The sequence below is a fragment of the Trichocoleus sp. DQ-A2 genome, from assembly GCF_039961915.1.
Classification (GTDB): Bacteria; Cyanobacteriota; Cyanobacteriia; order Cyanobacteriales; family FACHB-T130; genus FACHB-T130.
In genome coordinates this window covers 57,357-77,878 of record NZ_JAMPKD010000028.1, presented here as the reverse complement: position 1 = coordinate 77,878, position 20,522 = coordinate 57,357, and the positions used below count along the sequence as shown (strand labels likewise).

Genomic DNA, 20,522 nt, shown 5'->3' with positions numbered 1-20,522 from the left:
GTAGGGGCGAAGCATTCGGGAAATAAACCCAAACACACTCCAAGAAATTGCACTCCCAAATGCTTCGCCCTCTATTTAGGCAACTCACGGGCAACACCTACTCCCTCCAAACAAAGTTGAGAATGATATGAGCATATTTACACTGCAATCAGTTAAAAAAGACTTTGGTATCAAAGAAATTTTAAAAGATGCCAACTTTAGCCTAGATCCCACGGATAAAGTCGGACTAATCGGCACCAACGGCTCTGGAAAATCAACGCTGTTGAAGATGATAGCCGGACTAGAACCGATTGATGGCGGTCAACTTTTAGTCAACTCAGGAGTACGGATTGTTTACTTACCTCAGCAACCCGACTTAGATGAAAATCTCACCGTTCTAGAGCAAGTCTTTGCCGATAGCGGGGAGCAAATGTCCCTTGTCCGCGAATATGAAGAACTGTCAGACAAACTGGCTCACAATCGAGAAGATAGCCAGCTCATGTCCCGCTTCTCTACGGTCATGCAACGCATGGATGCCACGGGTGCTTGGGAACTAGAGACAAATGCCAAAATCATCCTCACCAAGCTAGGAATTGAAGATTTTAACGCCAAAATTGCTACTCTATCCGGCGGCTATCGCAAGCGAATTGCTTTGGCAACCGCTTTACTTTCGGAACCGGAAGTGTTGCTGATGGATGAACCAACTAACCATCTAGATGCCCTATCTGTCGAGTGGTTACAAAGTTATTTGAACCGCTATCGGGGAGCAATTCTGCTCATCACTCACGATCGCTATTTTCTCGATCGCGTCACCAACCGAATTCTTGAAATCGACCGAGGCGATCTCTACACTTACGCGGGTAACTATTCCTACTATTTAGAGAAAAAAGCCCTCGCTGAAGAGTCTGCTGTCAGCAGTCAGCGCAAACATCAGGGAGTACTTCGCCGAGAATTGGAATGGTTGAAGCGAGGACCAAAAGCCCGGAGTACCAAGCAGAAAGCTCGGATCGATCGCGTCCACGAGATGCAAGCAACTGAGTTCAAACAGACTCAGGGCAAAGTCGATATTTCCACTCTGAGCCGTCGGATTGGCAAAAAAGTTATTGATTTAACGAATATCTCTAAAGCCTACGATGGACGCACCTTAATCAAAGATTTCACCTATGAATTTAGTCCCGAAGATCGTATCGGCATCATCGGTGGCAATGGTGCAGGCAAATCAACTTTGATGGATATTATCACCGGGCGCGTTCAACCTGATTCTGGAAGCGTTGAGATTGGCTCTACCATTCACATTGGCTATTTTAACCAACACTCTGAAGAATTACTCGTTGCATTGAATGAAAATTTGCGAGTGATTGACTACATTAAAGAAGTTGGAGAATATCTCAAAATTGCCGATGGCACTCAGATTACGGCTTCCCAAATGTTGGAGCGTTTTCTATTCCCTGGCAATCAACAATATGCCCCGATTCATAAACTTTCTGGTGGGGAAAAACGTCGCCTATTTCTGTTGCGCGTTTTGATGAGTGCGCCTAATGTTCTCATTCTTGATGAACCAACCAATGACTTAGATGTTCAAACCTTAGCGGTCTTAGAAGACTATCTAGAAGATTTCCCCGGCTGTATGATTTGTGTCTCCCACGATCGCTACTTCCTCGACCGCGCCGTAGACAAAATATTTTCCTTTGAAGAGGGTGGCAATCTGCGCCAATATCCAGGCAATTACTCAGTTTACTTGGACTACAAGAAAGCCGAAGAAGAAGCAGCATTGCGCGAAGCTGCCAATGCTAAGGATAGCTTAAAGTCAGTGCAGCCCCAACTACGTCCAGCAGAGCCACAACCCTCTAGTAACAATAACAACAAACGGCGTAGGCTTTCAACTTGGGAAAAGCGCGAGTTTGAGAAGCTTGAAGGCAAGATTGCTCAATTGGAAACTGAAAAAGCTGAGGCAGAGAGAGCGCTTTATAATGCGGCTCCTGGCAAAGTCGCCCAAGTTGGTGAACTCTATCAAAAGGTAGAAACTTTAACTCAGGCTATTGATGCTGCGACTGAACGCTGGATGGAACTCGCTGAGATTGAGTCTTAACAGAATCGGGGAGAAAGATGAATGCTTTTGATTCTTCCACTGGCTTTAATTTCTAATACAATTCGTACTTGAGCAAGGTACACGCTAAAGAACCGTTATAAACAGGAATGCGACGAGATGTTTTGAGACCCACTCTTTTCGATAACTCTTTGTTTCCGGTCAAAACAAAGGCAGTCCAACCTTTGAAGCGTTGTTTGAAAACATCACCGAGCATTTTGTAGAGTTCGCCCAATTCTCTCTCATCTCCCAGACGTTCTCCGTAGGGAGGATTACAGATGAGAACGCCGCTGTCTGCGGGTGCTTCCAATTGGGATAATTCGGTTTGCGTAAACGTTAGCTTATCTGCAATGCCGCACCGTTGGGCATTCGTGTGAGCTTGGCTTAGGATATCAGGGTCTTTGTCGCTCCCCCAAATTGGTGCCTTCAAGTCTGAGATTTCGCTGTTTTCGGCTTCCGCCCATATCTCTTCCCACAGAGCTTCATCAAAGTCCAGCCAACTGAAAAAGCCAAAATTTTCGCGAAATAATCCGGGGGCAATATTCAAACCTTTTAAAGCTGCCTCTAAGGGGAGCGTTCCAGAGCCGCATAGCGGGTCTAAAAAGGGAAGATTCGCATCCCACTCTGCCATGTCGAGGATAGCAGCCGCCAGAGTCTCCTTAAGGGGAGCCAGCCCCATTGCGGGTCGGTATCCCCGGCGATGGAGACTGGTACCCGAACTGTCTAAACTTAAAATGCAACGGTCTTGATGGATGTGGACATTAATCCGCACATCTGGACTTTCGGTGTCAACGCTAGACCTGTGACCTGATTTGTCACGCTGTTGGTCTACGATGGCGTTTTTAACTTGTAAAGCCGTGAAGTGGGTGTGGTTGAGTTTTTGATTGCCCCCCGTACAGTCCACAGCTAGGGTGTTGTTGGGGCGTAGATACTCATCCCAGGAGATGTTTTGCACCCCTTGGTAGAGCATCTGGGCGTCATAGCAGGCAAATTCATGGATGGGGACTAGCACTCGAAAAATTGTCCTTGCCCAGAGATTCACCCGGTATAGCAATGCTTTATCGCCAACAAAATGCACTCCAGTGAAATCAGGACGGACTTCCTTTGCCCCTAAACGTTCCAGCTCAGCAGCAGCAACAGGTTCTAGACCACGGGCAACTGTGGCAAAGTAGTGATTCATCATGAGAGCGATCGCATCTATAGCATCTGTAACAGTGGAACCATTAAATCAGTTCTGCTTGTTCAAAAATCTGTCTGGGTGTTAGTTCCAAACCTAGAAGCAGGGTATCCACGATGGGCATCGTATCTGTGTAGACTTGACTCGATCCATCTGGGAAAAATACCCGGATATTCATCGCTTCAGGATCTACAACCCAGACTCTTAAAATACCAGCGTCAAAGTAGTCCTTCGCTTTATTTTCAAATTCTTTCAGGGTTTGGTCTGGAGAGATAATCTCAATCACCAGTTCGGGAGGGATAGGACAGGCTTCGTTACGCTTCCAACTGGCGGGTAAACGTTCGTAGGAAATGTAAGTCAAATCGGGTATAGGTGCCCAGTCTTGACCATGACGTTTCAACAGCACTGCCCATTCTTGAACAACTCGTCCTCGTCCTTTACACCAGGCACCAATGAGAACCCACAAAGCTGACTGTAGTACAGAATGAAAAAGCTTAGGAGACACTTTAGGCACTGCCTGACCATCTACAAACTCATAGGTTACATCTCCTTGAGGTAAAGCTAGAAATTCCTGTAGTGTGAGTTGGGTTCCGGTGCCTACCATGACTATAAGTATCCAAGTGGATGGGCGAATAAATCTATGGTACAAAAGCGCTCCCCTTGAGTTTAAATCTGAGACTTGCCGGTTGGCTGGAGTAGTCAGATGTTAGAGAGCGATCGCGCTGAATTCACAACTTTCCTGAAAAAGCACCCAGTTGTGCGAACCTATTAGCAGTTCCATCACTCCGGTACTGGAGGAACAATGACGCCGATCGAGTTTCTGGTATTGTTGGTCATTGCTGCATTCTGCGGCGGCACTGGGCAAGCGTTAGTGGGTTACTCGGCAGGGGGCTGTCTACTCTCGATAATTGTCGGGATTATCGGTGCATACATTGGATTGTGGGTAGCCAAAGAGTTTAATCTTCCGGTGATATTTGCCCTCAATATTGGAGGGAAATCCTTCCCGATTATCTGGTCAATTATCGGCTCAGCTCTCTTGGCAGCCGCTCTCGGTTTGATCAATCGAACAAACCGGCGGCGATGACTTGGGAAATCTCAAGCTTTTCCAGAGAAAGTATTGAGCCGGATGCAAAATATAAGAAAAAGCCTCCTGAAAAGGAGGCTTAATTTGCTTGGAAATCGTTAAAGCTTTAGCTAAAGAAAGCGAAACCAGATACAGCGATGACTCCAGCGATCGCTGCGGTGGCGACAGAAGTTAGCGCGGTTCCAAAGAGCCACCAAGCAGCGGTTGCAGCGGATTTTCGGGTTTCCTCAGCTTGCTGCTTCGCTTTGTGCTTGAGGTCTTTGATGCGTCGTTTCGTTTCCTGCTGGAAGCGTTCAGCGCGGTGTATCGTACTCTCGCGCACCCCTTCAATCTGGTCGATGAGTCGGTTGGCATCCGCTTGGGAAATATCCTCACGGGAACTCAACAGCGCCACCAACGTGTCCCGATCGAATTGACTCAGGCGATCGCGCATCGCGTCAAATCCAGCTTGCGGATCGTCAAAGAGTTTCCGGAAGTCGCGCTTAATTCCCTCGTAATTGAGTTCTGGACGATCCAGGGAGTTGAGGTAATTGCGAATTCTGCCAAAAACTCCGTCAAGCACCGATTGCACTTTGTGCTGAGCATTCTGCGCTTGTTCGACAAACTGATGGCGAACCGATTCAATTTGATCGACAATCCGGTTGGCTTCCTCCTCTGAGATATCCTCCCGTTGCGATAGGAGTGAAACGAAGGTGGAACGGTCGAAATGAGAGAAGCGATCGCGAATATTCTTCCACCCGGCTTGGGGATCGTTCAGCATTAATTGCAACTCTCGTTTGATGCTTTCCGGGTTGAGTTCTTCTTTGTTAGTGTTCCGCAGGTAATCTTCCAAATCGGTTTGGAAATTCCGAACCGTGTCTCTGGCGCGGGTTGCCAAGCGTCGCGGCGCTTTGACAATGCTGCGAATCGCCTCTTGCAGCCGATCGATTGCTCGATTGACTTGCTCTTCGCTCAAGTCTTCTCGTTGACTCAGCAGCTTCACCAAGGTTTCCCGATCGACGTGAGACAGTCGTTCTCTGAGCGCTAAACTGCCCTCTTTCGGGTCATTCAGGAGTTTTGCCAAATCCTGCTGGATGCCTTGCGGATTGAGTTCTTCCAGGTTGGTGTTTCGCAGATACTCAGCAATCTGGTTCGTCACTTGGTCGTAGCGATCCTTTGCTTGACCAGCTAATTGTTGCGGTGCGTGCAGAATACTCTCTCGCACCGATTCGATCTGATGGATTGTGCCATCGATCTGTTCTTCGCTCAGATCGCCGCGTCCCTTGAGCAATTGCACCAGCGTATCGCGGTCAAAGTGAGAAAGTCGCGTCCGGAGTGCGGCAAGTCCTGCCTGAGGGTCATTGAGAAGCGTTTGCAACTCTCGTTTGATATCTTCAGGATTCAATTCTTCTTTGTGAGTATCGCGCAGATAGGATTCTACCCTTTGCCACAGTCCTTCAGCTTCAGATTTGGCGCGGTCTTGCAATTCTTGAGCTTGAGACAAGACGCGATCGCGCGTACTTTCCAACTGACCGATGAGTTGATCGGCTTCCTCTTGACTCAAGTCTTCCCGTTGAGAGAGGAGTTGTACTAAAGTATCGCGGTCAAATTGCGATAAGCGATCGCTTAAAGCATCAATTCCAGCATCCGGATCTTCTAGAAGTGCTTTGAAATCGCGCTCAATGCCTTCTGGGTTTAGTTCTTCCTTCCCCGTCGAGTGCAGATAATGTTCGACGCGATCGCGAAGGTCTTGCGACTGTTCTTGAGATTCCGCACCCTGGACGGTTTCAAAAACTTCCTGCCGAATACTATCCATCTGCTCGGCAATATCCGCGACTTGCTCGGAGGTGAAAGTACCCCGTGCTTCCAACACCCTCACAAAATAGTCCCGATTCAATTGCTCTATCTGCTGCCGAACTTTTCCAGGAGCTGCATCCGGATCGTAAATAACTTCTCTAAATTCCTGCTTGATCGTTTCTCGGTTCAGGTGCCAAGGTTTGGAATTTAGCAGGTAGTTTTCTACATCCGCCTTAATCGTGCTAAAAGATGGCGCAGGCACCTTATCGGCAACTTTTGTCCCAACCGTTTTAGCTTGTTCAGTTGCTTGCTCTTTCAAATGTTGCAACTGGCTGGAAATTTTTTCCACATCTAAATCGGAGAGATCCGTCCGCTTCATGACTTCTCCCAGTAACGCAGTTACACCCAACTGCATGGAGTGTGCCATCAAGCCATTGCCATGACTGCGCTCTGATTTGCCTTGTCCAACGCCAACAAGTTGAGAAAGCTTGGCAGAAAGCTCATTAGATTTCAACTCCTCTGGAGCGGCTTGTTTCAGAAAGTTGAGTAATTCAACCTGCGGATCTGTTTCCGTTGGTTTTTCTGTTCCCTGTTGTTGACCTAATACCTTCTGCCAAACAACTTCCAATTGCTCCGCAATCCGATTAACATCCTGCTTAGAGAAATCACTGCGGCTACTCACTAAATCCACAAAAGTCTGGCGATTGACATTGCGTAAAACGTCATTCCCCGCAATAGATTTCACATCAACATCGCTAAGTAACTTTTCTAAGTCGCTGCGAACCTTATTGATGTCTAGCTTTGGCAGTTGCAAATCTGTAAAGTAATCCTTAATTGTTTCTCGCAAGCTATCCGGATCGAGAGACGAACTCAATTCCCGGCGAACGGCGGCGGCGGATGCTTCAGCAGTAGAAACAATCTGCCTATTTATCGCACTCCCACCAAGCGCAGTGCTGGCTGTAGCCATCACCCCTTGCATCCCTGAACCCGCAGTGGTCACGACCGAACCAACTAAGGAACCCACCGCCGTAGAACTCACCCAAAGGAGCAGCAAAAAATAAGCTGACCAAATCACGACGCCAGTGATTGCACCCAAAATGACGCTGCTAATCAGAGTCAGCTTCACCGCCAGAAAACAAGCAATGAATATGGCAATATTGACCGTCAATAATGTCCAAATTCCTACCTTAGATTCAATGCTACGAACTTTTTCGCCCCAAGTCTCTGTATCATCATCATCCGCATCTAAAGGATTCTCTGCGGATGAAATCCCAGCAGCAATTGAGAAATTGGTTAACAAAAATTGGAAAGCAAACGCCATTAATACTCCGGCAATCAAGGCAACAAAAAACTGTGGACTTGAAAAAACAAGTGTTGCCTCTTTTATGGGGGTATTCGCGGCTTGAATCCCACTCGGAGCCACTGAAATTTTGGCAAGACAAAATTGTGTGCTGGACAAATCCAGCATCATTTTTACACTTTGAAACATGGTATTTACGCCTTCAAAGTCGAAAGACTACCTCTATGAGAGGTTGCGTTCTAAGTACACTTTTGCTTATAGTTTTGTAACGTTGTATCGTTAACGCTCTATACTCAATGTGGATAAAAAACCGTGGAGAATAACTCTCTCTAAAGTCTGAAAATTAGCTCGGTCTAAAGTTAAGAAATTAAACAAAAAGGCGATCGCTAAAACCTACTAAAATTAAGTATTAATACTCAATATCTCAATAAACTGCGAATCCACAATCTAAAATAGAGATGACCTTAAGCTGTCAACAACTTCTTCAAAAACATACTCAAGTTTGGCACCAAGCAACGGTGCATCCTTTCCTAGTGCAGTGCAAATTAGGAACCATTCAGCCGCAGCAATTTAACACCTGGCTGGTACAAGATTATCTTTTTGTAGTAGAGTTCACACGGATGGTGGCACAAATTTTGGCAGTTGCGCCGCCCGCTCATTTTGATGTCATTCTGAGTGGATTAGTCGCACTGAAAGAGGAACTCAACTGGTTCAAAGCAAAAGCCTCTCAACGACAATTGAATCTCAATACCCAAAAACAACCAACTTGCACAAAATACTGTGATTATATGCACAGTCTTCCGGCAATGCCACACCCAGTTCAAGCGACAGCACTATGGGCAATTGAGCTTGCTTACAATCAAGGTTGGCAATTACCAGGAGTCATGCCAGATCCCTATGCTGAGTTTGCCGACCGTTGGGGAAATCCAGGTTTTACGGAATATGTAAAACTTTTGGAACAGCAAGCAGATGAAGTGCTGCAAACTGCATCAGAAACCGTTCAGCATCAAGCCGAAGAAGCCTTTTTAAAGGTAGCTGAATTAGAGCAGGATTTCTGGCAGATGGCTTTTAATGCAGCACCGTAGATGAAAAGGGTAAAAAGAAGCCTATAAAGGCTAATCCATGTAATCGTTTGTAATATCAAGATCGTCCGGATTATTTGAAGCAACTGGGCGGTTTCCAGCTATATGCATTGTCTCATCAATCTGAAGATTGCTAGAGCCAATTGGACGGTGCCCATCTACGTCAACAGTGCCCTGAACTTGAAAATCATTTGAAGTAATTGGGCGCTTTCCATCAATGTCCACGGTTTCACGAACCTGAATATCGCTTGGATCAATCGGTCGGTGTCCATCTACGTCAAGAGTGTCCTCAAACTGAAGATTACTAGAGGTAATCGGTCGGTGTCCATCTACGTCAAGAGTGTCTTCAATCTGAATATTATCTGGCGCGATTGGACGCTTCCCATCTATATCAATCGTGTGAGGAACCTGTTTTGGTTCGCTAGGTGAAGGAGAGGCAATATTTTTCTCCTGATTATTTCCCTTTTTTGGATTATCTCTGTTCATATTGTAACCTTTTACTTTACGCCTATGTTATTTATAACGTAATACAAGCTATAAAGAGCTTGTATTTGCTGATAATTGATTTAATTATACAATTTGTTTTGAAAGTATTCGTGAAAAATGGCAGCGATGAATCTAAAGAAACCTTTGTACGCTACAAATTACGGCGCTGCCTATATTGGTGATTCGCTTGAATTGCTAGACTGCCTTGAATCTGACTCAATCGATCTAGTAATGACCTCTCCTCCATTTGCTTTGCTACGCGAAAAGAGTTATGGAAATGTTGAGCAAGAAGCCTATATCAATTGGCTATTTGCCTTCTGTCAAAAAGTGTATCGCGTATTATCACCGCAAGGAAGTTTTGTCATCGATCTAGGTGGTGCTTATCAAAGTAAACGTCCAGTGCGATCGCTCTACAATTACCGGATTTTAATTAAACTCTGCGATCAGCTAGATTTTCGCTTAGCTGAGGAGTTTTTTTGGCACAACCCTTCTAAGTTACCTTCGCCGATTGAATGGGTGAATAAACGTAAGATCCGCGCGAAGGATTCTGTCAATACTGTCTGGTGGCTATCAAAAACTGACTATCCTAAAGCGAATGTGAGTAATGTACTTGTTCCTTATTCGGAACGAATGAAAAAGCTACACGAGAATCCTGAAAAATACTATAAACCCAAAGCACGTCCTTCAGGTCACGATATTGGATCGGGTTTTGCTACTAATAACGGCGGTGCCATTCCCTCCAACTTGTTGCAAATTCCTAATAGTGAAAGCAATTCTCGATACATTCAACTTTGCAAAGCCGTTGGAATTGCTGCACATCCGGCGCGGTTTCCGCAAAAACTGCCGAGGTTTTTTATTAACTTTCTCACCGATCCAGGAGATACAGTCCTCGATATTTTTGCTGGATCGAATACGACTGGCGCGGCGGCTGAGGCTTTGCGACGGCGTTGGATTGCTTTTGAGCAAAATCCGTCTTATTTAGCTGCTTCTGCTTTCAGATTTTTAGAGGATAACCAAAGTATTGAGGCAGCTTCAGCGCTATTTAAAAAACTGGTGGCAAAGCCCGAAATAAGCAATATTTCTTAGTTTAGCGATCGCTACTTAAAATTAAAGTACTTCTGCTTCTTCAAAAACCTGTTTTGGTGTGATTTCCAATCCAGGAAATAATGAATCTATAATTGGTGTGCTATCAGTGTAGAGTTGACTTGTTTTATCTGGAGAAAAGACTCTAATACTTATGGCTTCAGGATCTACAATCCAAACTCGTAACACCCCAGTATCAAAGTATTCCTTAGCCTTGTCTTCAAATTCTTTTATAGTTTGGTCTGGAGACATTATCTCAATTGCCAGTTCAGGAGCCACAGGACAGGCTTCGTTACGCTTCCAACTAGCGGGTAGCCGTTCATAAGAGATGTACGTTACATCAGGTACAGGTGCCCAATCCTGACCATTCCGTTTCAACAGCACCGCCCACTCTTGAACAACTCGTCCACGCCCTTTGCACCAGGCACGAATCAGAACCATCAAAGCAAACTGTACAGTTGAATGAAAGTATTTTGGAGACACTTTAGGCACTACCTGACCATCTATAAATTCATAGATTACATCCCCTTCTGGCAAAGCCAGAAAGTCTTGTAGTGTGAGCTTGGTTCCAGTGCCTACCATGACCCTAAGCTACCTAAGCAGGTGATAAATAAACTTATTATACAAAAGCTTTTGATGGCTAGGTGACGCTCGCATAGAGCGTACCACTTGTGCTATATGCTTCGAGCTAGATGCGTCAGAACAGTAAATCTGTAGCAGCGTCAAAGGATTACAGTTTTAAAATTAGATAAAGTAAAGATAGAGTGTTTTTGTTCTACTATAGTTTGTTTGTGGCATATTCCTAGCCACATCAATCAATCATCCGAAGGGATTAGAAAAGGAGAAACTATGACTCGCGCGATTATGGAAACCGACAAAGGCACAATCAATTTGGAGCTGTTTGATAAAGATGCACCGAACACGGTGAAAAATTTTGTTGACTTATCTGAAAAAGGGTTTTACGACGGTCTTAATTTCCACCGAGTCATCCCTAACTTTATGATTCAGGGCGGCTGTCCGCAGGGAACGGGAACAGGTGGTCCAGGTTACAAAATCAACTGTGAAATTAACCCCAATAAGCATCAGGCAGGAAGTCTATCAATGGCTCATGCAGGGCGCAATACGGGTGGGAGTCAATTCTTTATCTGTCACGCTCCTCAACCTCATTTAGACGGACAACACACAGTTTTTGGTAAAACTGAAGACATGAATGTAGTCAATGCGATTCGTCAGGGAGATAAAATTCTTTCTGTCAAGATTGAACGATAGTCTAAATGGCTTTTTAGCCGGAAGGAAGCGCTTCCTTCCGGCTTCGTTACTATCAATTGATGCTCGTTACAGTCTGAAGAGGGGTAACTTCATTCAGTTCGGGTTCAGCTACCTGAAGATGTTGCTCTAAAAGCGCCAAGTTACGGATATTTGACTTGTAGTATGCATCGAACAAGTCTCCCACCAAAGGCACCGAGCCGACTGTGGCTTCTAAGGCAATATTAAATATCATCTTTTGTAGGATTTCACGCGGTAAGCCGAAGCGGGCGGCTAAATAGATGATGTAAGCCGAAAACCCGGTGCTGATGATATCTCCGGCACCTGGAATCAGACCAATAATTGGGTCTAAACCAATACGAAAGCCGATGCCTGGGATTCGGATTGCATTATCCATCAGGCGGCTAAGTCTGCGGATGTGGTTGAGATTTTCGAGACGTTCAAGTGTGTTCATATTTCTAATTTTTGCACGAGGAATCCGCTGCATCTTATACCGTGAGAAGGAAAATTTCTTTTCTGGAATCATCCTAAAGTTAGTGGAACTGTCTGCCTAAAGTCAGAGATGTTTAATTTTAAGATTTCTTTATCTGAAGCCATGCTGGACAGTCATGCTAAACGCCCCAACGCAAGACCTTCATTTTATTTGCAGCCAATTTTTGGCACAAGATCCCCAAAAACGCTTGCAGAACCTCAAAGACTTGGGGATAGCGCGTTATGCTGATTTTTTAACTAAAATGCCATTAACAGAAGCAAATGTAGCTTGCGTAATGCATTTTTTTAGAGATACAAGTCGCGTGAAATTCCCGAATCTTAGGGGAGCGGATTTATCTAACTTGAAGTTAGATGGCGTTAACTTTATCAGGGGTGATTTATTGGGGGCAAATTTGAGGGGAAGCAGTTTATTAGAAGCCGACCTTTTATTTGCCAATTTCACTGGAGCAGATTTGAGAAATGCGGATTTGAGGGGTGCAACTCTTAATGAGACAATATGGTCAGGTGCGGTGGTAGAAGATTGCAATTTTGGAAAAGGAATTGGGTTAACGGAGCAGCAGCGCAGAAACCTAAAAAGTCTCGGTGCTAGGTTTAATTAGCACCGGCGGCTCATCCGGGTTTTGGATGTTTAGCAACCGCTGTAGAGCGTTGGGTTGAACGATAGTGAAACCCAGCAGATAGCTTAATTTAGTGCCATTTATTTTAAATCTAATTGCTAATTTTTGCCGTTTTTGATGCCTGTCTGCACTTTCCAAAGGCTGGCATAAATTCCTTGGTCTTCTAATAGTTGTTCGTGGCGTCCTTGCTCTACTAAGAAGCCTTGTTCCATCACATAGATACAATCAGCATTGCGGACGGTGGAGAGGCGATGAGCGATCGCTATCGTGGTGCGATTGACGGTAATTCGTTCGAGCGATCGCTGAATGGCTGCTTCTGTCTCATTGTCTACGGCGGAGGTGGCTTCATCCAGAATCAGAATCGGCGGATCTTTCAAAACGGCACGCGCGATCGCAATCCGCTGTCTTTGCCCACCTGACAACTTTTGCCCCCGCTCACCCACAATCGTGTCGTAACCTTGGGGAAGTTGCATGATAAAGTCTTGAGCCTCGGCAATTTTAGCCGCTTCGATTACCTCAGCTTCAGTTGCATCAGGACTGCCGTAGGCAATATTATCTTTTACCGTGCCGTGAAATAAGAAGACATCCTGACTGACTAAACCAATACAGGAACGCAAATCTCTTAATTTCAAATCGCGTAATTCAATCCCATCCAATGTCACCGTTCCCGACTGAATTTCGTACAACCTCAGCAACAGTTTCACTAAGGTACTCTTGCCCGAACCAGTAGAACCGACAATGGCGATTGTTTTACCTGCGGGAATGTGTAAAGAGAGATTTTGAATGACTGGATTTCGCCCATTGTAGGCAAAAGTGACATCTTTTAATTCCATTTCACCCCGCACTGAAGCGACGGGTAAGGAAATGTGTCCCGAATGAATCGCGATCGGTGTATCCAGCAGATTCATCACCCGATTTGTAGAAGCCATTGCCCGTTGATATTGATCGAGCGTTTCGCCCAATCTCGTCAAAGGCCAAAGCAACCGCTGGGTTAGGAATACCAATACACTGTAAGTACCCACAGACAATCTGCCAGCAGCAGCGTCCATCCCGCCGATTAACAGCGTTGCCGTGAACCCGATTAAAATAATGATGCGAATCAAGGGGACAAAAGCGGATGAAAGCGCGATCGCTCTCCGGTTACTTTGTCGATAAGCCTCACTTTCGACTGCCATCCTGTTCGCTTCATAGTCTTCCGTGACAAAGCTTTTAATCGTCGTCATCCCGCTCAAATTATTCGAGAGGCGACTGTTGAGCAGACTGACTTTTTCCCGAATCTCAGCATAACGGGGGGCAAGGCGATGCTGAAAGACAATCGAACCCCACAGAATAAACGGCATCGGCAGCATCGCCATCCAAGCCACGCTGGGAGCCAAAATAAAGAAGGCACCGCCAATAATTACCACCGTTGTCGCTACTTGGAGGATTTCATTCGCTCCCCGATCTAAAAAGCGTTCCAGCTGATTGATATCGTCATTCAGGATAGACATCAAACCGCCAGTGCTGCGCTCTTCAAAATAAGCCAGTTCCAGTTCTTGGATATGGCTGTAGGCATCCAGGCGCAAGTCGTGTTCAATATCCTGGGCGAGATTGCGCCAAAGCAGGGCATAGGCGTACTCAAAGATAGATTCCAGCCCCCAGATAATGAAGCTGAGGAAGCTTAGGATCAGGAGTTGCCAAAAAACATCTTTGACGCCAAATTGAGCGATCGCTGAGTCTTGTTGCTTCACCACCACATCCACCGCTGCACCGATCAAGGCGGGTGGGGCTAAGTCAAAGATTTTATTGAGAATTGAACAAACACTTGCCTGCCAAATTTGAACGCGATAGTTGCGTCCATAGTCAATCAGACGCTTGAGGGGATGCGCCTTTTGGCTGCTTTGGATTTGATTGCGGGATTTTTTACGGGACAAAATGAGAGTACGCGACGATAGTTACACCAGATTTTAACCACTGTAACAATTATCCATCTGACATCCCACGACTCTCTGATAGCAGGGGCGATCGCCCGATTGGTGTTATGCAACGCCGGGTGATATGAGTGTTGCACTTGCGATCGCTTTCTCTTGAGTTAGGCAAATGTGTTCCCCATTTTTCACTAATCTTGCTACCCAATTATTTGTTTGTATCTATCACGAGATAGATTTTTAAAGCAAATTTACAGATGAGTCAAGTTACAGGCTCAACAGAAATATCTAAGGCGTTTTTCAGAACCAAGAACAAGAAATGCCTGCTGGATTTTGCTTTTTTTTGACTCGCGCTTCTAGTTTCATTCTCTATCTTGAGACATATATTGAGCTGTAAAACAATCCATAACCAATCCATCGCCGTATCTTTTTTAGTCAAGAAATCAAAAAGGGAATCCTTCCGATTCCACTGAGGTAGAAGCCGCCAATGAAAAAACTAGCGCAGATAACCGCCATATCGGTACTGGTTACAGGGTTATCATCAGCTCATGCCCAAGCTGCCACATTCACAGAGAAAAGTGATGCTGGGAAGACTCTAAATACAGCAAAAATTATCCCATCAGGGTCGCAAATACTAGAGTTTATTACTGGGACACTTTCTGATAATGATGCTGACTTATTCCAAATTTTTCTGACCGGAGGACAGACATTCTCGGCGACAACAATTAGCCTGGATACGCTGGTAGGACTCCCAGTTGATAATGTTTTAGGTACCCCAACCGAGCTGCTTGAAGACCCGCAGTTATTCTTGTTTGATGCGGCTGGTAAGGGCATTTATGGGAATGACGATATCCCTGGCTTAAATTCACAATCAGTTTTATCCTCTGGTGGTTTTTCTCCCGCTCAATCTGGTATTTACTATTTAGCGATTGCTAGCTCTGGTTACGATCCTGTAAGTGCATCTGGGAAAATTTTCTCGGCTGGAGCGGATGGAACTCTAGAACCGATGGGTTCGGGCGGAAACCTTTCCTTGAGCGGCTTTACAGGTACGAGCGCTACCAGTGGAAGATACGCGATCGCACTAACCGGAGTTACAACTAGCGCTGAAAGTAGCACTGCAAGCATTCCCGAACCCTCTGGAACATTAGGCATTTTAGCTTTGGGTACTTTAGGGGCAGTTTCTCATGTGAAAAACAATAGAAAAAAACAAAAAATCACTAGTTGAGTTCCCAGCATTTTCTGGGTGGTTATTGAGGAAAGGTGCAATCGTGCCTTTGTTGGTGGGACGCCAATAAACCAACAGGGATTTGTTTTATCACTGTATTTTTGATAATTGCGATTTCCTCAATGCAGAGGTTAGGGAAAGAGCGAAAATCTAGTGGTAATAGAATTGCCAAAACAAGTTAAAGATTGATTTTTAACTTTCGGAAGAATCCATAACTAGCTCTGAGCCGTACTTCTTTTAAGCCTAGCGATTCAAAAGAAGATAAACATTCCCATTCCGCACCAATAAGTGACTGAATGGATACATCTTTAGGAAAAACTGAAATGAAGCAAAAAACTTGTGTTCCTGTGAAAGAAACTGCGGCTCCTCTCAACAAAATTGCAACTTCCCCTAAAAAACCTTCGCGTCGCTTTGGTTTAAGAAACCCAATCGGTTTGGGCGTACTTGTTTTAGGATTAGCTTTGATCGCTGGGATGACACCTCTCTATCTCAAAGCTTCTGACCATGATGATGGTGAGGTAGATGCCAAGGGACGCAACCTTAATTTAACTGACCTGTTTGTATTCCGGGAAAAAGATCAGAACCCGAATGCGTCTCAAAACGATCTGGTCTTGATTATGAATACGAACCCGCGATCGCTAGCGCGTCAGCAGTATTACTTCAGTACCAGAGCCAAGTACGAGTTCAAAGTATCGCGGGTGGGGAATAATGACGCCACTCCCACGGGTAAGGAAGATGTGGTTCTACAATTCACCTTTAGCCCACCGGATGCGAATCGCCAACAAACCATCACGATGACCGCCATCCGGGACGGTGCAATTGTTCTCCAAACCAAGAACCTCCGCACCACCCCGCTGAATCCCAACCCCAGTGCGCCGCCAATCGTTAATCAGGTATCCGGCGGTGGCGCTAACTTAGCCGTATTTGCGGGACTCCGGGAAGATCCATTCTTCTTCGACGTTGAGCAATATTTCCGGGTTCGCGCTGCTTTTCTTGGCATCGGTCCCGCAGTTTCTGGGTTCCGTCCGCCCGAACAAGCTATTGATTTTACCAAAGGATACAACGTCAACGCGATCGCAGTCCGAGTACCGATTAAATTCTTACAAGGCTCGACCTCCGCAACCACTTTTGATGTCTGGGAAACAATTTCAGTGCCCGGAGCAAACGGCAAATTTACTCAGTTTGAGCGGCTGGCTCGACCGGCGATCAACGAGGGTCTTGTCGTCACAAACGACTTCCTGAACGCCCTAAACACCGTTAGTCCTGGTTTTGAAGCTGCTGCTCTGGCGGGTCAACAACCGGCTGCGAATATCGCTGGGCCAATCGTCGGGGAAGCGAAAAAGACGCTGTTAGCTTTTGGGAATACCGAGCAACGAGCGAACGCCTTATTGGGTGCCTTTTTGCCAGACGTGATGCGAATCGACACTAGGGGACCCAGCGGATACGCCAACGCCCTGAATGCCAAAGGTAGCCCGATTCGGGGTCGCTTGATAAAAGATGATGTCATCGACATCACCTTAAGCGTCGTCACCGAGGGGAAGGTTACGAGTGATAACGTGTCCTACGACGGCGCACCGGGTAATCCAGCACAAGGACACAAGCCGTTACAACCCGCATTCCCCTATTTGGCTCTCCCCAACTAGGTCAGGAGTGATGAACTGCGTAAAGTATTGCGGATTGAAGACCTAACCCCCGAACCCCTTCCCTAGTCTACGGTGTACACACAAGTCTTCTTGAACTTGCAAGTCCTGTTTTGATCCCCCCAACCCCCCTTAAAAAGGGGGGCAATGCAAGTCAAAGTCCCCCTTTTTAAGGGGGATTTAGGGGGATCAATCAACGTTTTGCCAATTAATGAAAGATGTGTTTACACCGTCTATGGGGAGGGGTTGGGGGAGAGGTTAACCGAGCTTAGAGACAGAAGCATGAAACGTGCTGAGTATTACAAATCCGAAAACTTGAAAGGTGGGTTGAGTGGGCGTCTTGTGCTGAAGCGTTGGTGGATACCGCTCTTGGTGGCGCTACCGATTGCCGGAGTTTTGGTAGGGTGGCGTTTGTGGAATCCCAGTGCTGAACTCGACGCTCCTTATCGTTATCCCTTTTCCCAATCACCCTCAGACAATATCACCGCCGCTTTGGGACGGGAAATCGCTTTCTATCAGGAACGGATTCGGCGAAATCCAGGGGACGGATTAGATCGAACCGCCTTAGCCAAAGCCTATCTGAAGATGGCTCGGGCGACGGGGGATGCTAATTGGTATCTCATGGCAGAGCAGTCGGCAAAGCGATCGCTCGCTAATTTATCCTTTGATAATCAAGGTGCTATTTTGGTGCTGGCTCGGATTGCGGAAGCGAAACATGACTTCACAGAAGCGATTCGCTTGGCAAAACAGGTACTGCAAACCGAGTCTGGAAATGAAGATGCACTCTCGCTGCTGGTTACATCAAACTTGGCAATGGGCAAGGTGGATGAAGCCAATCGCGTCGCCAATGCTTTAGTAGATAAAATCCCCACGTTAGGCTCCTTGACACTTAGGGCTTTGGTAAAAGTTGCACAAGGTCAAGATGCAGCAGCCATTCAAGATTTCCAGCAAGCTCTAGCAGCTGAAGAACCGGGCGAGACAGGCAGTTCGGCTTGGACGCGGACATTGCTGGGTCGGTTTTACTTCCAGCGGGGCAACCATCAACTTGCCAAGGAACTTTACCAGGAAGTTTTACGCATCCTGCCGCGATATCCCTTGGCATTAGTCAATCTGGCAGAATTAGAGACTCGACTCGGACAGTATCGAGCCGCGGAGCGTCATTACTCCCAGGTCTTTGTTTCCCCAACCTACCAGAATGTATTCGATCACGTTGCCTTGCAGGGCATGGCACGGGTGAAGCATTTGCAGGGCGACCAGTCAGGCGCTCAGGAGTTATGGGACAAAGCCGAAGCGTTAATCCGCCAGCATCAAAATATCACTTCTTTTGGACATAGGCGCGAACTGGCACGCCTGTTACTGGAACGGGGGCGTTCCGAGGACTTCGCGGAAGCGCTTTCCCTAATGCAGGCAGAAGTCGCTATCCGCCGCGATGCAGAGACACTGGATACTCTAGCTTGGGCGCTTTGCCGTTCGGAACGCTGGCGGGAAGCTCAGCAGGTCGTTGCCGAAGCGCTAGGGCGAGGCACTCGTGATGCTGGAATTTTTGCTCGCGCAGGCACAATCGAGCAGGCATTGGGGAATAATTCCCAAGCGATCGCTTATTTCCAAAAAGCTGAAGAAATCGACCCGACTTTTGACGAACAGACACAGCGATCGCAAAGACTTAACTCAAATTCTGCAACCGAGGTGAATCAATGAACGCAAAGTGGCGTCGATACGGCACGCTGAGCCTGCTGTCGTTTTTGGGAGCGATATTACTTTGGTTCGCTGCTGCTACCCCTAGTTACTCTCACTGGGCTGATTTGTCAGTAGCTGAGATTATGGTGGGCGAGACTGAAACTCAAATGACGCTTACCTTTCCCACAGGGTTGATGGCATTTGCAGATGACAACCAGGATAGTCAACTTTCACCCGATGAAGTCCGGACTCATCAAACTCAGTTGCAGACATTCTTAAGCGATCGCATCCGCCTCAGCGATAACCAGAAGCAAAAAGCTACCCTAACCATTAACGCATCAGAGACCAGCGCCCTACCGCCAAACTTGAAAGTTACCACGGGCACCCACAGCAGCTTACAGCTCACCTACAACTGGTCTCAGCCGGTTCAAGGACTCCAGATCCACTACAATCTATTTCTGCCTGGAGTGCCAACCGCCACTTGCCTTGCAACGATTCTGCATTCCGGACAGGTGCAAAACTTTATCTTCAGCCCCAAAAACCAGACATTTTCATTAATGCCGCCTGGGTTGGCGTGGCTTAACGGGGGAAGCTTGCTGATTGCGATCGCTGGCTCATTTGCGTGGGGTGCAATGCACGCCCTCTCTCCCGGTCACGGCAAGACGATTGTGGGAGCGTACTTGGTGGGTTCCCATGCTACCCCCAAACACGCCCTATTTTTAGGGCTAGCGACGACAATCGCCCATACTACCGGCGTGTTTGCCTTGGGAGCGATCGCGCTGTTTGCCTCACAGTACATCCTGCCCGATCAGTTATATCCCTGGCTTAGTGTCCTCTCCGGTTTGATGGTGGTGGCGATTGGTCTCAACTTGTTCATCAACCGCCTGCGGAGTCATCAAATCGGCAAATTAGCGACGGCACATCAGCATCTTAGCTTTTCAGCTTCCCAGAGCCATTCCCACCGTCATCACAGCCACGAACCTCATCACCACGATCATCACCACGACGATTCTCATCACCACGAACCTCATCACCACCATCACCCTCACGAACCTCATCACCACGGCGAACATTCTCACCACAACCACTCGCACTTACCCCCAGGTGCGGATGGATCGCCCGTTACCTGGCGTAACCTGCTTGCCCTAGGTATTTCAGGCGGTTTGGTGCCGTGTCCTTCAGCCTTGGTTTTGCTGCTAAGCGCGATCGCTCTGGGACGGATCGGCTTTGGACTGATGCTGGTGTTGACATTTAGTTTAGGACTCGCAGGCGTGCTAACGGGGTTGGGATTGCTACTCGTTTACAGCAAGCGCTTCTTCGATCGGCTACCGATTCAGATGCGGATCGTAAGGATTTTGCCTGCGGTGAGTGCATTAGTGATTGCCCTCCTGGGTGTAGGCATCACCACCCAAGCCTTGATGCAAACCGGGTTGGTTCGGCTATAAAGCGTGGCGTGTTAGCGATCGCTCCTATTGCATCGCTTGCCGAACCCGTTTTCTAAAAAATTGACATTTATCCCGCTAAGTAGGTATGGCAATTGAAATTAAATTATGAAATATTGGCAACAGTAATGAGTAATTCCCAATTCAAAATCAAACAAAAATTTTTTAGCCGTTTTTGATCTAAAAATTTTCCAATCAAATTA

General features: G+C 46.6%; 17 protein-coding genes. 10 read left to right on the top strand and 7 right to left on the bottom strand.

Going from position 1 to position 20,522, the window contains the following annotated elements:
* The first annotated feature begins 127 nt into the window (after positions 1–127).
* Positions 128–2,068 carry an ABC-F family ATP-binding cassette domain-containing protein gene (locus NC997_RS23065; RefSeq protein ID WP_190523888.1) on the top strand — a complete coding sequence of 647 codons (1,941 nt, stop codon included), beginning with the start codon at positions 128–130 and terminating at the stop codon, positions 2,066–2,068.
* A gap of 52 nt (positions 2,069–2,120) precedes the next feature.
* Here the strand turns inward: NC997_RS23065 and NC997_RS23060 are convergent, their stop codons facing one another.
* Both NC997_RS23060 and NC997_RS23055 read right to left on the bottom strand, forming a co-directional pair.
* Positions 2,121–3,245, bottom strand: coding sequence for a THUMP domain-containing protein (locus tag NC997_RS23060; RefSeq protein WP_190523913.1), 1,125 nt, complete (start codon positions 3,243–3,245; stop codon positions 2,121–2,123).
* Between the two features lie 43 nt (positions 3,246–3,288).
* Positions 3,289–3,846, bottom strand: coding sequence for a Uma2 family endonuclease (locus NC997_RS23055; RefSeq protein WP_190523912.1), 558 nt, complete (start codon positions 3,844–3,846; stop codon positions 3,289–3,291).
* A 198-nt stretch (positions 3,847–4,044) separates the two neighbouring features.
* Here NC997_RS23055 and NC997_RS23050 point away from each other — a divergent pair, with 198 nt between their 5' ends.
* A complete protein-coding gene (locus tag NC997_RS23050) occupies positions 4,045–4,326 on the top strand; it encodes a hypothetical protein (protein ID WP_190429356.1) in 282 nt (93 codons plus the stop codon).
* 106 nt (positions 4,327–4,432) lie between these two features.
* Here the strand turns inward: NC997_RS23050 and NC997_RS23045 are convergent, their stop codons facing one another.
* Entirely contained in the window at positions 4,433–7,591 is a 3,159-nt protein-coding gene (locus NC997_RS23045; protein WP_190523885.1) for an MFS transporter, read from the bottom strand.
* Between the two features lie 269 nt (positions 7,592–7,860).
* On the opposite strand from NC997_RS23045, the gene NC997_RS23040 reads away from it, so the two are divergent.
* The gene (locus NC997_RS23040) at positions 7,861–8,487 is read left to right on the top strand and encodes a TenA family transcriptional regulator (RefSeq protein WP_190523882.1); all 627 of its coding nucleotides are present in this window, start codon (positions 7,861–7,863) and stop codon (positions 8,485–8,487) included.
* 30 nt (positions 8,488–8,517) lie between these two features.
* Here NC997_RS23040 and NC997_RS23035 read toward each other — a convergent pair whose 3' ends face one another.
* A complete protein-coding gene (locus NC997_RS23035) occupies positions 8,518–8,970 on the bottom strand; it encodes a hypothetical protein (RefSeq protein ID WP_190523878.1) in 453 nt (150 codons plus the stop codon).
* Between the two features lie 126 nt (positions 8,971–9,096).
* Between NC997_RS23035 and NC997_RS23030 the strand changes: the two genes are divergently transcribed.
* On the top strand, positions 9,097–10,056 hold the full coding sequence (locus tag NC997_RS23030; RefSeq protein ID WP_190523876.1) for a site-specific DNA-methyltransferase: 960 nt from the start codon (positions 9,097–9,099) through the stop codon (positions 10,054–10,056).
* A 21-nt stretch (positions 10,057–10,077) separates the two neighbouring features.
* Here NC997_RS23030 and NC997_RS23025 read toward each other — a convergent pair whose 3' ends face one another.
* Positions 10,078–10,635: a Uma2 family endonuclease gene (locus tag NC997_RS23025; RefSeq protein WP_190523873.1), complete on the bottom strand. Its 558-nt coding sequence runs from the start codon at positions 10,633–10,635 to the stop codon at positions 10,078–10,080.
* A 267-nt stretch (positions 10,636–10,902) separates the two neighbouring features.
* Here NC997_RS23025 and NC997_RS23020 point away from each other — a divergent pair, with 267 nt between their 5' ends.
* The gene (locus NC997_RS23020; protein ID WP_190411505.1) at positions 10,903–11,322 is read left to right on the top strand and encodes a peptidylprolyl isomerase; all 420 of its coding nucleotides are present in this window, start codon (positions 10,903–10,905) and stop codon (positions 11,320–11,322) included.
* A gap of 52 nt (positions 11,323–11,374) precedes the next feature.
* Here NC997_RS23020 and NC997_RS23015 read toward each other — a convergent pair whose 3' ends face one another.
* On the bottom strand, positions 11,375–11,773 hold the full coding sequence (locus tag NC997_RS23015; RefSeq protein WP_190411506.1) for a DUF4112 domain-containing protein: 399 nt from the start codon (positions 11,771–11,773) through the stop codon (positions 11,375–11,377).
* 154 nt (positions 11,774–11,927) lie between these two features.
* On the opposite strand from NC997_RS23015, the gene NC997_RS23010 reads away from it, so the two are divergent.
* Positions 11,928–12,410, top strand: coding sequence for a pentapeptide repeat-containing protein (locus tag NC997_RS23010; RefSeq protein ID WP_190523871.1), 483 nt, complete (start codon positions 11,928–11,930; stop codon positions 12,408–12,410).
* Between the two features lie 116 nt (positions 12,411–12,526).
* On the opposite strand, the gene NC997_RS23005 is transcribed toward NC997_RS23010, so the two are convergent.
* The gene (locus tag NC997_RS23005) at positions 12,527–14,341 is read right to left on the bottom strand and encodes an ABC transporter ATP-binding protein (RefSeq protein ID WP_199305993.1); all 1,815 of its coding nucleotides are present in this window, start codon (positions 14,339–14,341) and stop codon (positions 12,527–12,529) included.
* Between the two features lie 481 nt (positions 14,342–14,822).
* Here NC997_RS23005 and NC997_RS23000 point away from each other — a divergent pair, with 481 nt between their 5' ends.
* From NC997_RS23000 to NC997_RS22985, 4 genes are all read left to right on the top strand, one after another.
* A complete protein-coding gene (locus tag NC997_RS23000; RefSeq protein WP_190523868.1) occupies positions 14,823–15,560 on the top strand; it encodes a DVUA0089 family protein in 738 nt (245 codons plus the stop codon).
* 323 nt (positions 15,561–15,883) lie between these two features.
* Positions 15,884–17,203 (top strand): DUF4331 domain-containing protein, encoded by a 1,320-nt coding sequence (locus NC997_RS22995; RefSeq protein ID WP_190523865.1) that lies wholly within the window; start codon positions 15,884–15,886, stop codon positions 17,201–17,203.
* A 279-nt stretch (positions 17,204–17,482) separates the two neighbouring features.
* Positions 17,483–18,898 carry a tetratricopeptide repeat protein gene (locus NC997_RS22990; RefSeq protein WP_190523862.1) on the top strand — a complete coding sequence of 472 codons (1,416 nt, stop codon included), beginning with the start codon at positions 17,483–17,485 and terminating at the stop codon, positions 18,896–18,898.
* Positions 18,895–20,322: a sulfite exporter TauE/SafE family protein gene (locus NC997_RS22985; RefSeq protein WP_190523859.1), complete on the top strand. Its 1,428-nt coding sequence runs from the start codon at positions 18,895–18,897 to the stop codon at positions 20,320–20,322. Before NC997_RS22990 ends, NC997_RS22985 begins: the two co-directional genes overlap by 4 nt.
* Positions 20,323–20,522: the final 200 nt, after the last annotated feature.

What these genes read in the sequence shown, in the direction of transcription:
- NC997_RS23065 (WP_190523888.1), top strand. Translation starts at nt 128, where the DNA reads ATGAGCATATTTACACTGCAATCAGTTAAAAAAGACTTTGGTATCAAA.
- NC997_RS22985 (WP_190523859.1), top strand. Translation starts at nt 18,895, where the DNA reads ATGAACGCAAAGTGGCGTCGATACGGCACGCTGAGCCTGCTGTCGTTT.
- NC997_RS23060 (WP_190523913.1), bottom strand. Translation starts at nt 3,245, where the DNA reads ATGAATCACTACTTTGCCACAGTTGCCCGTGGTCTAGAACCTGTTGCT.
- NC997_RS23050 (WP_190429356.1), top strand. Translation starts at nt 4,045, where the DNA reads ATGACGCCGATCGAGTTTCTGGTATTGTTGGTCATTGCTGCATTCTGC.
- NC997_RS23000 (WP_190523868.1), top strand. Translation starts at nt 14,823, where the DNA reads ATGAAAAAACTAGCGCAGATAACCGCCATATCGGTACTGGTTACAGGG.
- NC997_RS23010 (WP_190523871.1), top strand. Translation starts at nt 11,928, where the DNA reads ATGCTAAACGCCCCAACGCAAGACCTTCATTTTATTTGCAGCCAATTT.
- NC997_RS23035 (WP_190523878.1), bottom strand. Translation starts at nt 8,970, where the DNA reads ATGAACAGAGATAATCCAAAAAAGGGAAATAATCAGGAGAAAAATATT.
- NC997_RS23015 (WP_190411506.1), bottom strand. Translation starts at nt 11,773, where the DNA reads ATGAACACACTTGAACGTCTCGAAAATCTCAACCACATCCGCAGACTT.
- NC997_RS23040 (WP_190523882.1), top strand. Translation starts at nt 7,861, where the DNA reads ATGACCTTAAGCTGTCAACAACTTCTTCAAAAACATACTCAAGTTTGG.
- NC997_RS23055 (WP_190523912.1), bottom strand. Translation starts at nt 3,846, where the DNA reads ATGGTAGGCACCGGAACCCAACTCACACTACAGGAATTTCTAGCTTTA.
- NC997_RS22990 (WP_190523862.1), top strand. Translation starts at nt 17,483, where the DNA reads ATGAAACGTGCTGAGTATTACAAATCCGAAAACTTGAAAGGTGGGTTG.
- NC997_RS23025 (WP_190523873.1), bottom strand. Translation starts at nt 10,635, where the DNA reads ATGGTAGGCACTGGAACCAAGCTCACACTACAAGACTTTCTGGCTTTG.
- NC997_RS23020 (WP_190411505.1), top strand. Translation starts at nt 10,903, where the DNA reads ATGACTCGCGCGATTATGGAAACCGACAAAGGCACAATCAATTTGGAG.
- NC997_RS22995 (WP_190523865.1), top strand. Translation starts at nt 15,884, where the DNA reads ATGAAGCAAAAAACTTGTGTTCCTGTGAAAGAAACTGCGGCTCCTCTC.
- NC997_RS23030 (WP_190523876.1), top strand. Translation starts at nt 9,097, where the DNA reads ATGAATCTAAAGAAACCTTTGTACGCTACAAATTACGGCGCTGCCTAT.
- NC997_RS23045 (WP_190523885.1), bottom strand. Translation starts at nt 7,591, where the DNA reads ATGTTTCAAAGTGTAAAAATGATGCTGGATTTGTCCAGCACACAATTT.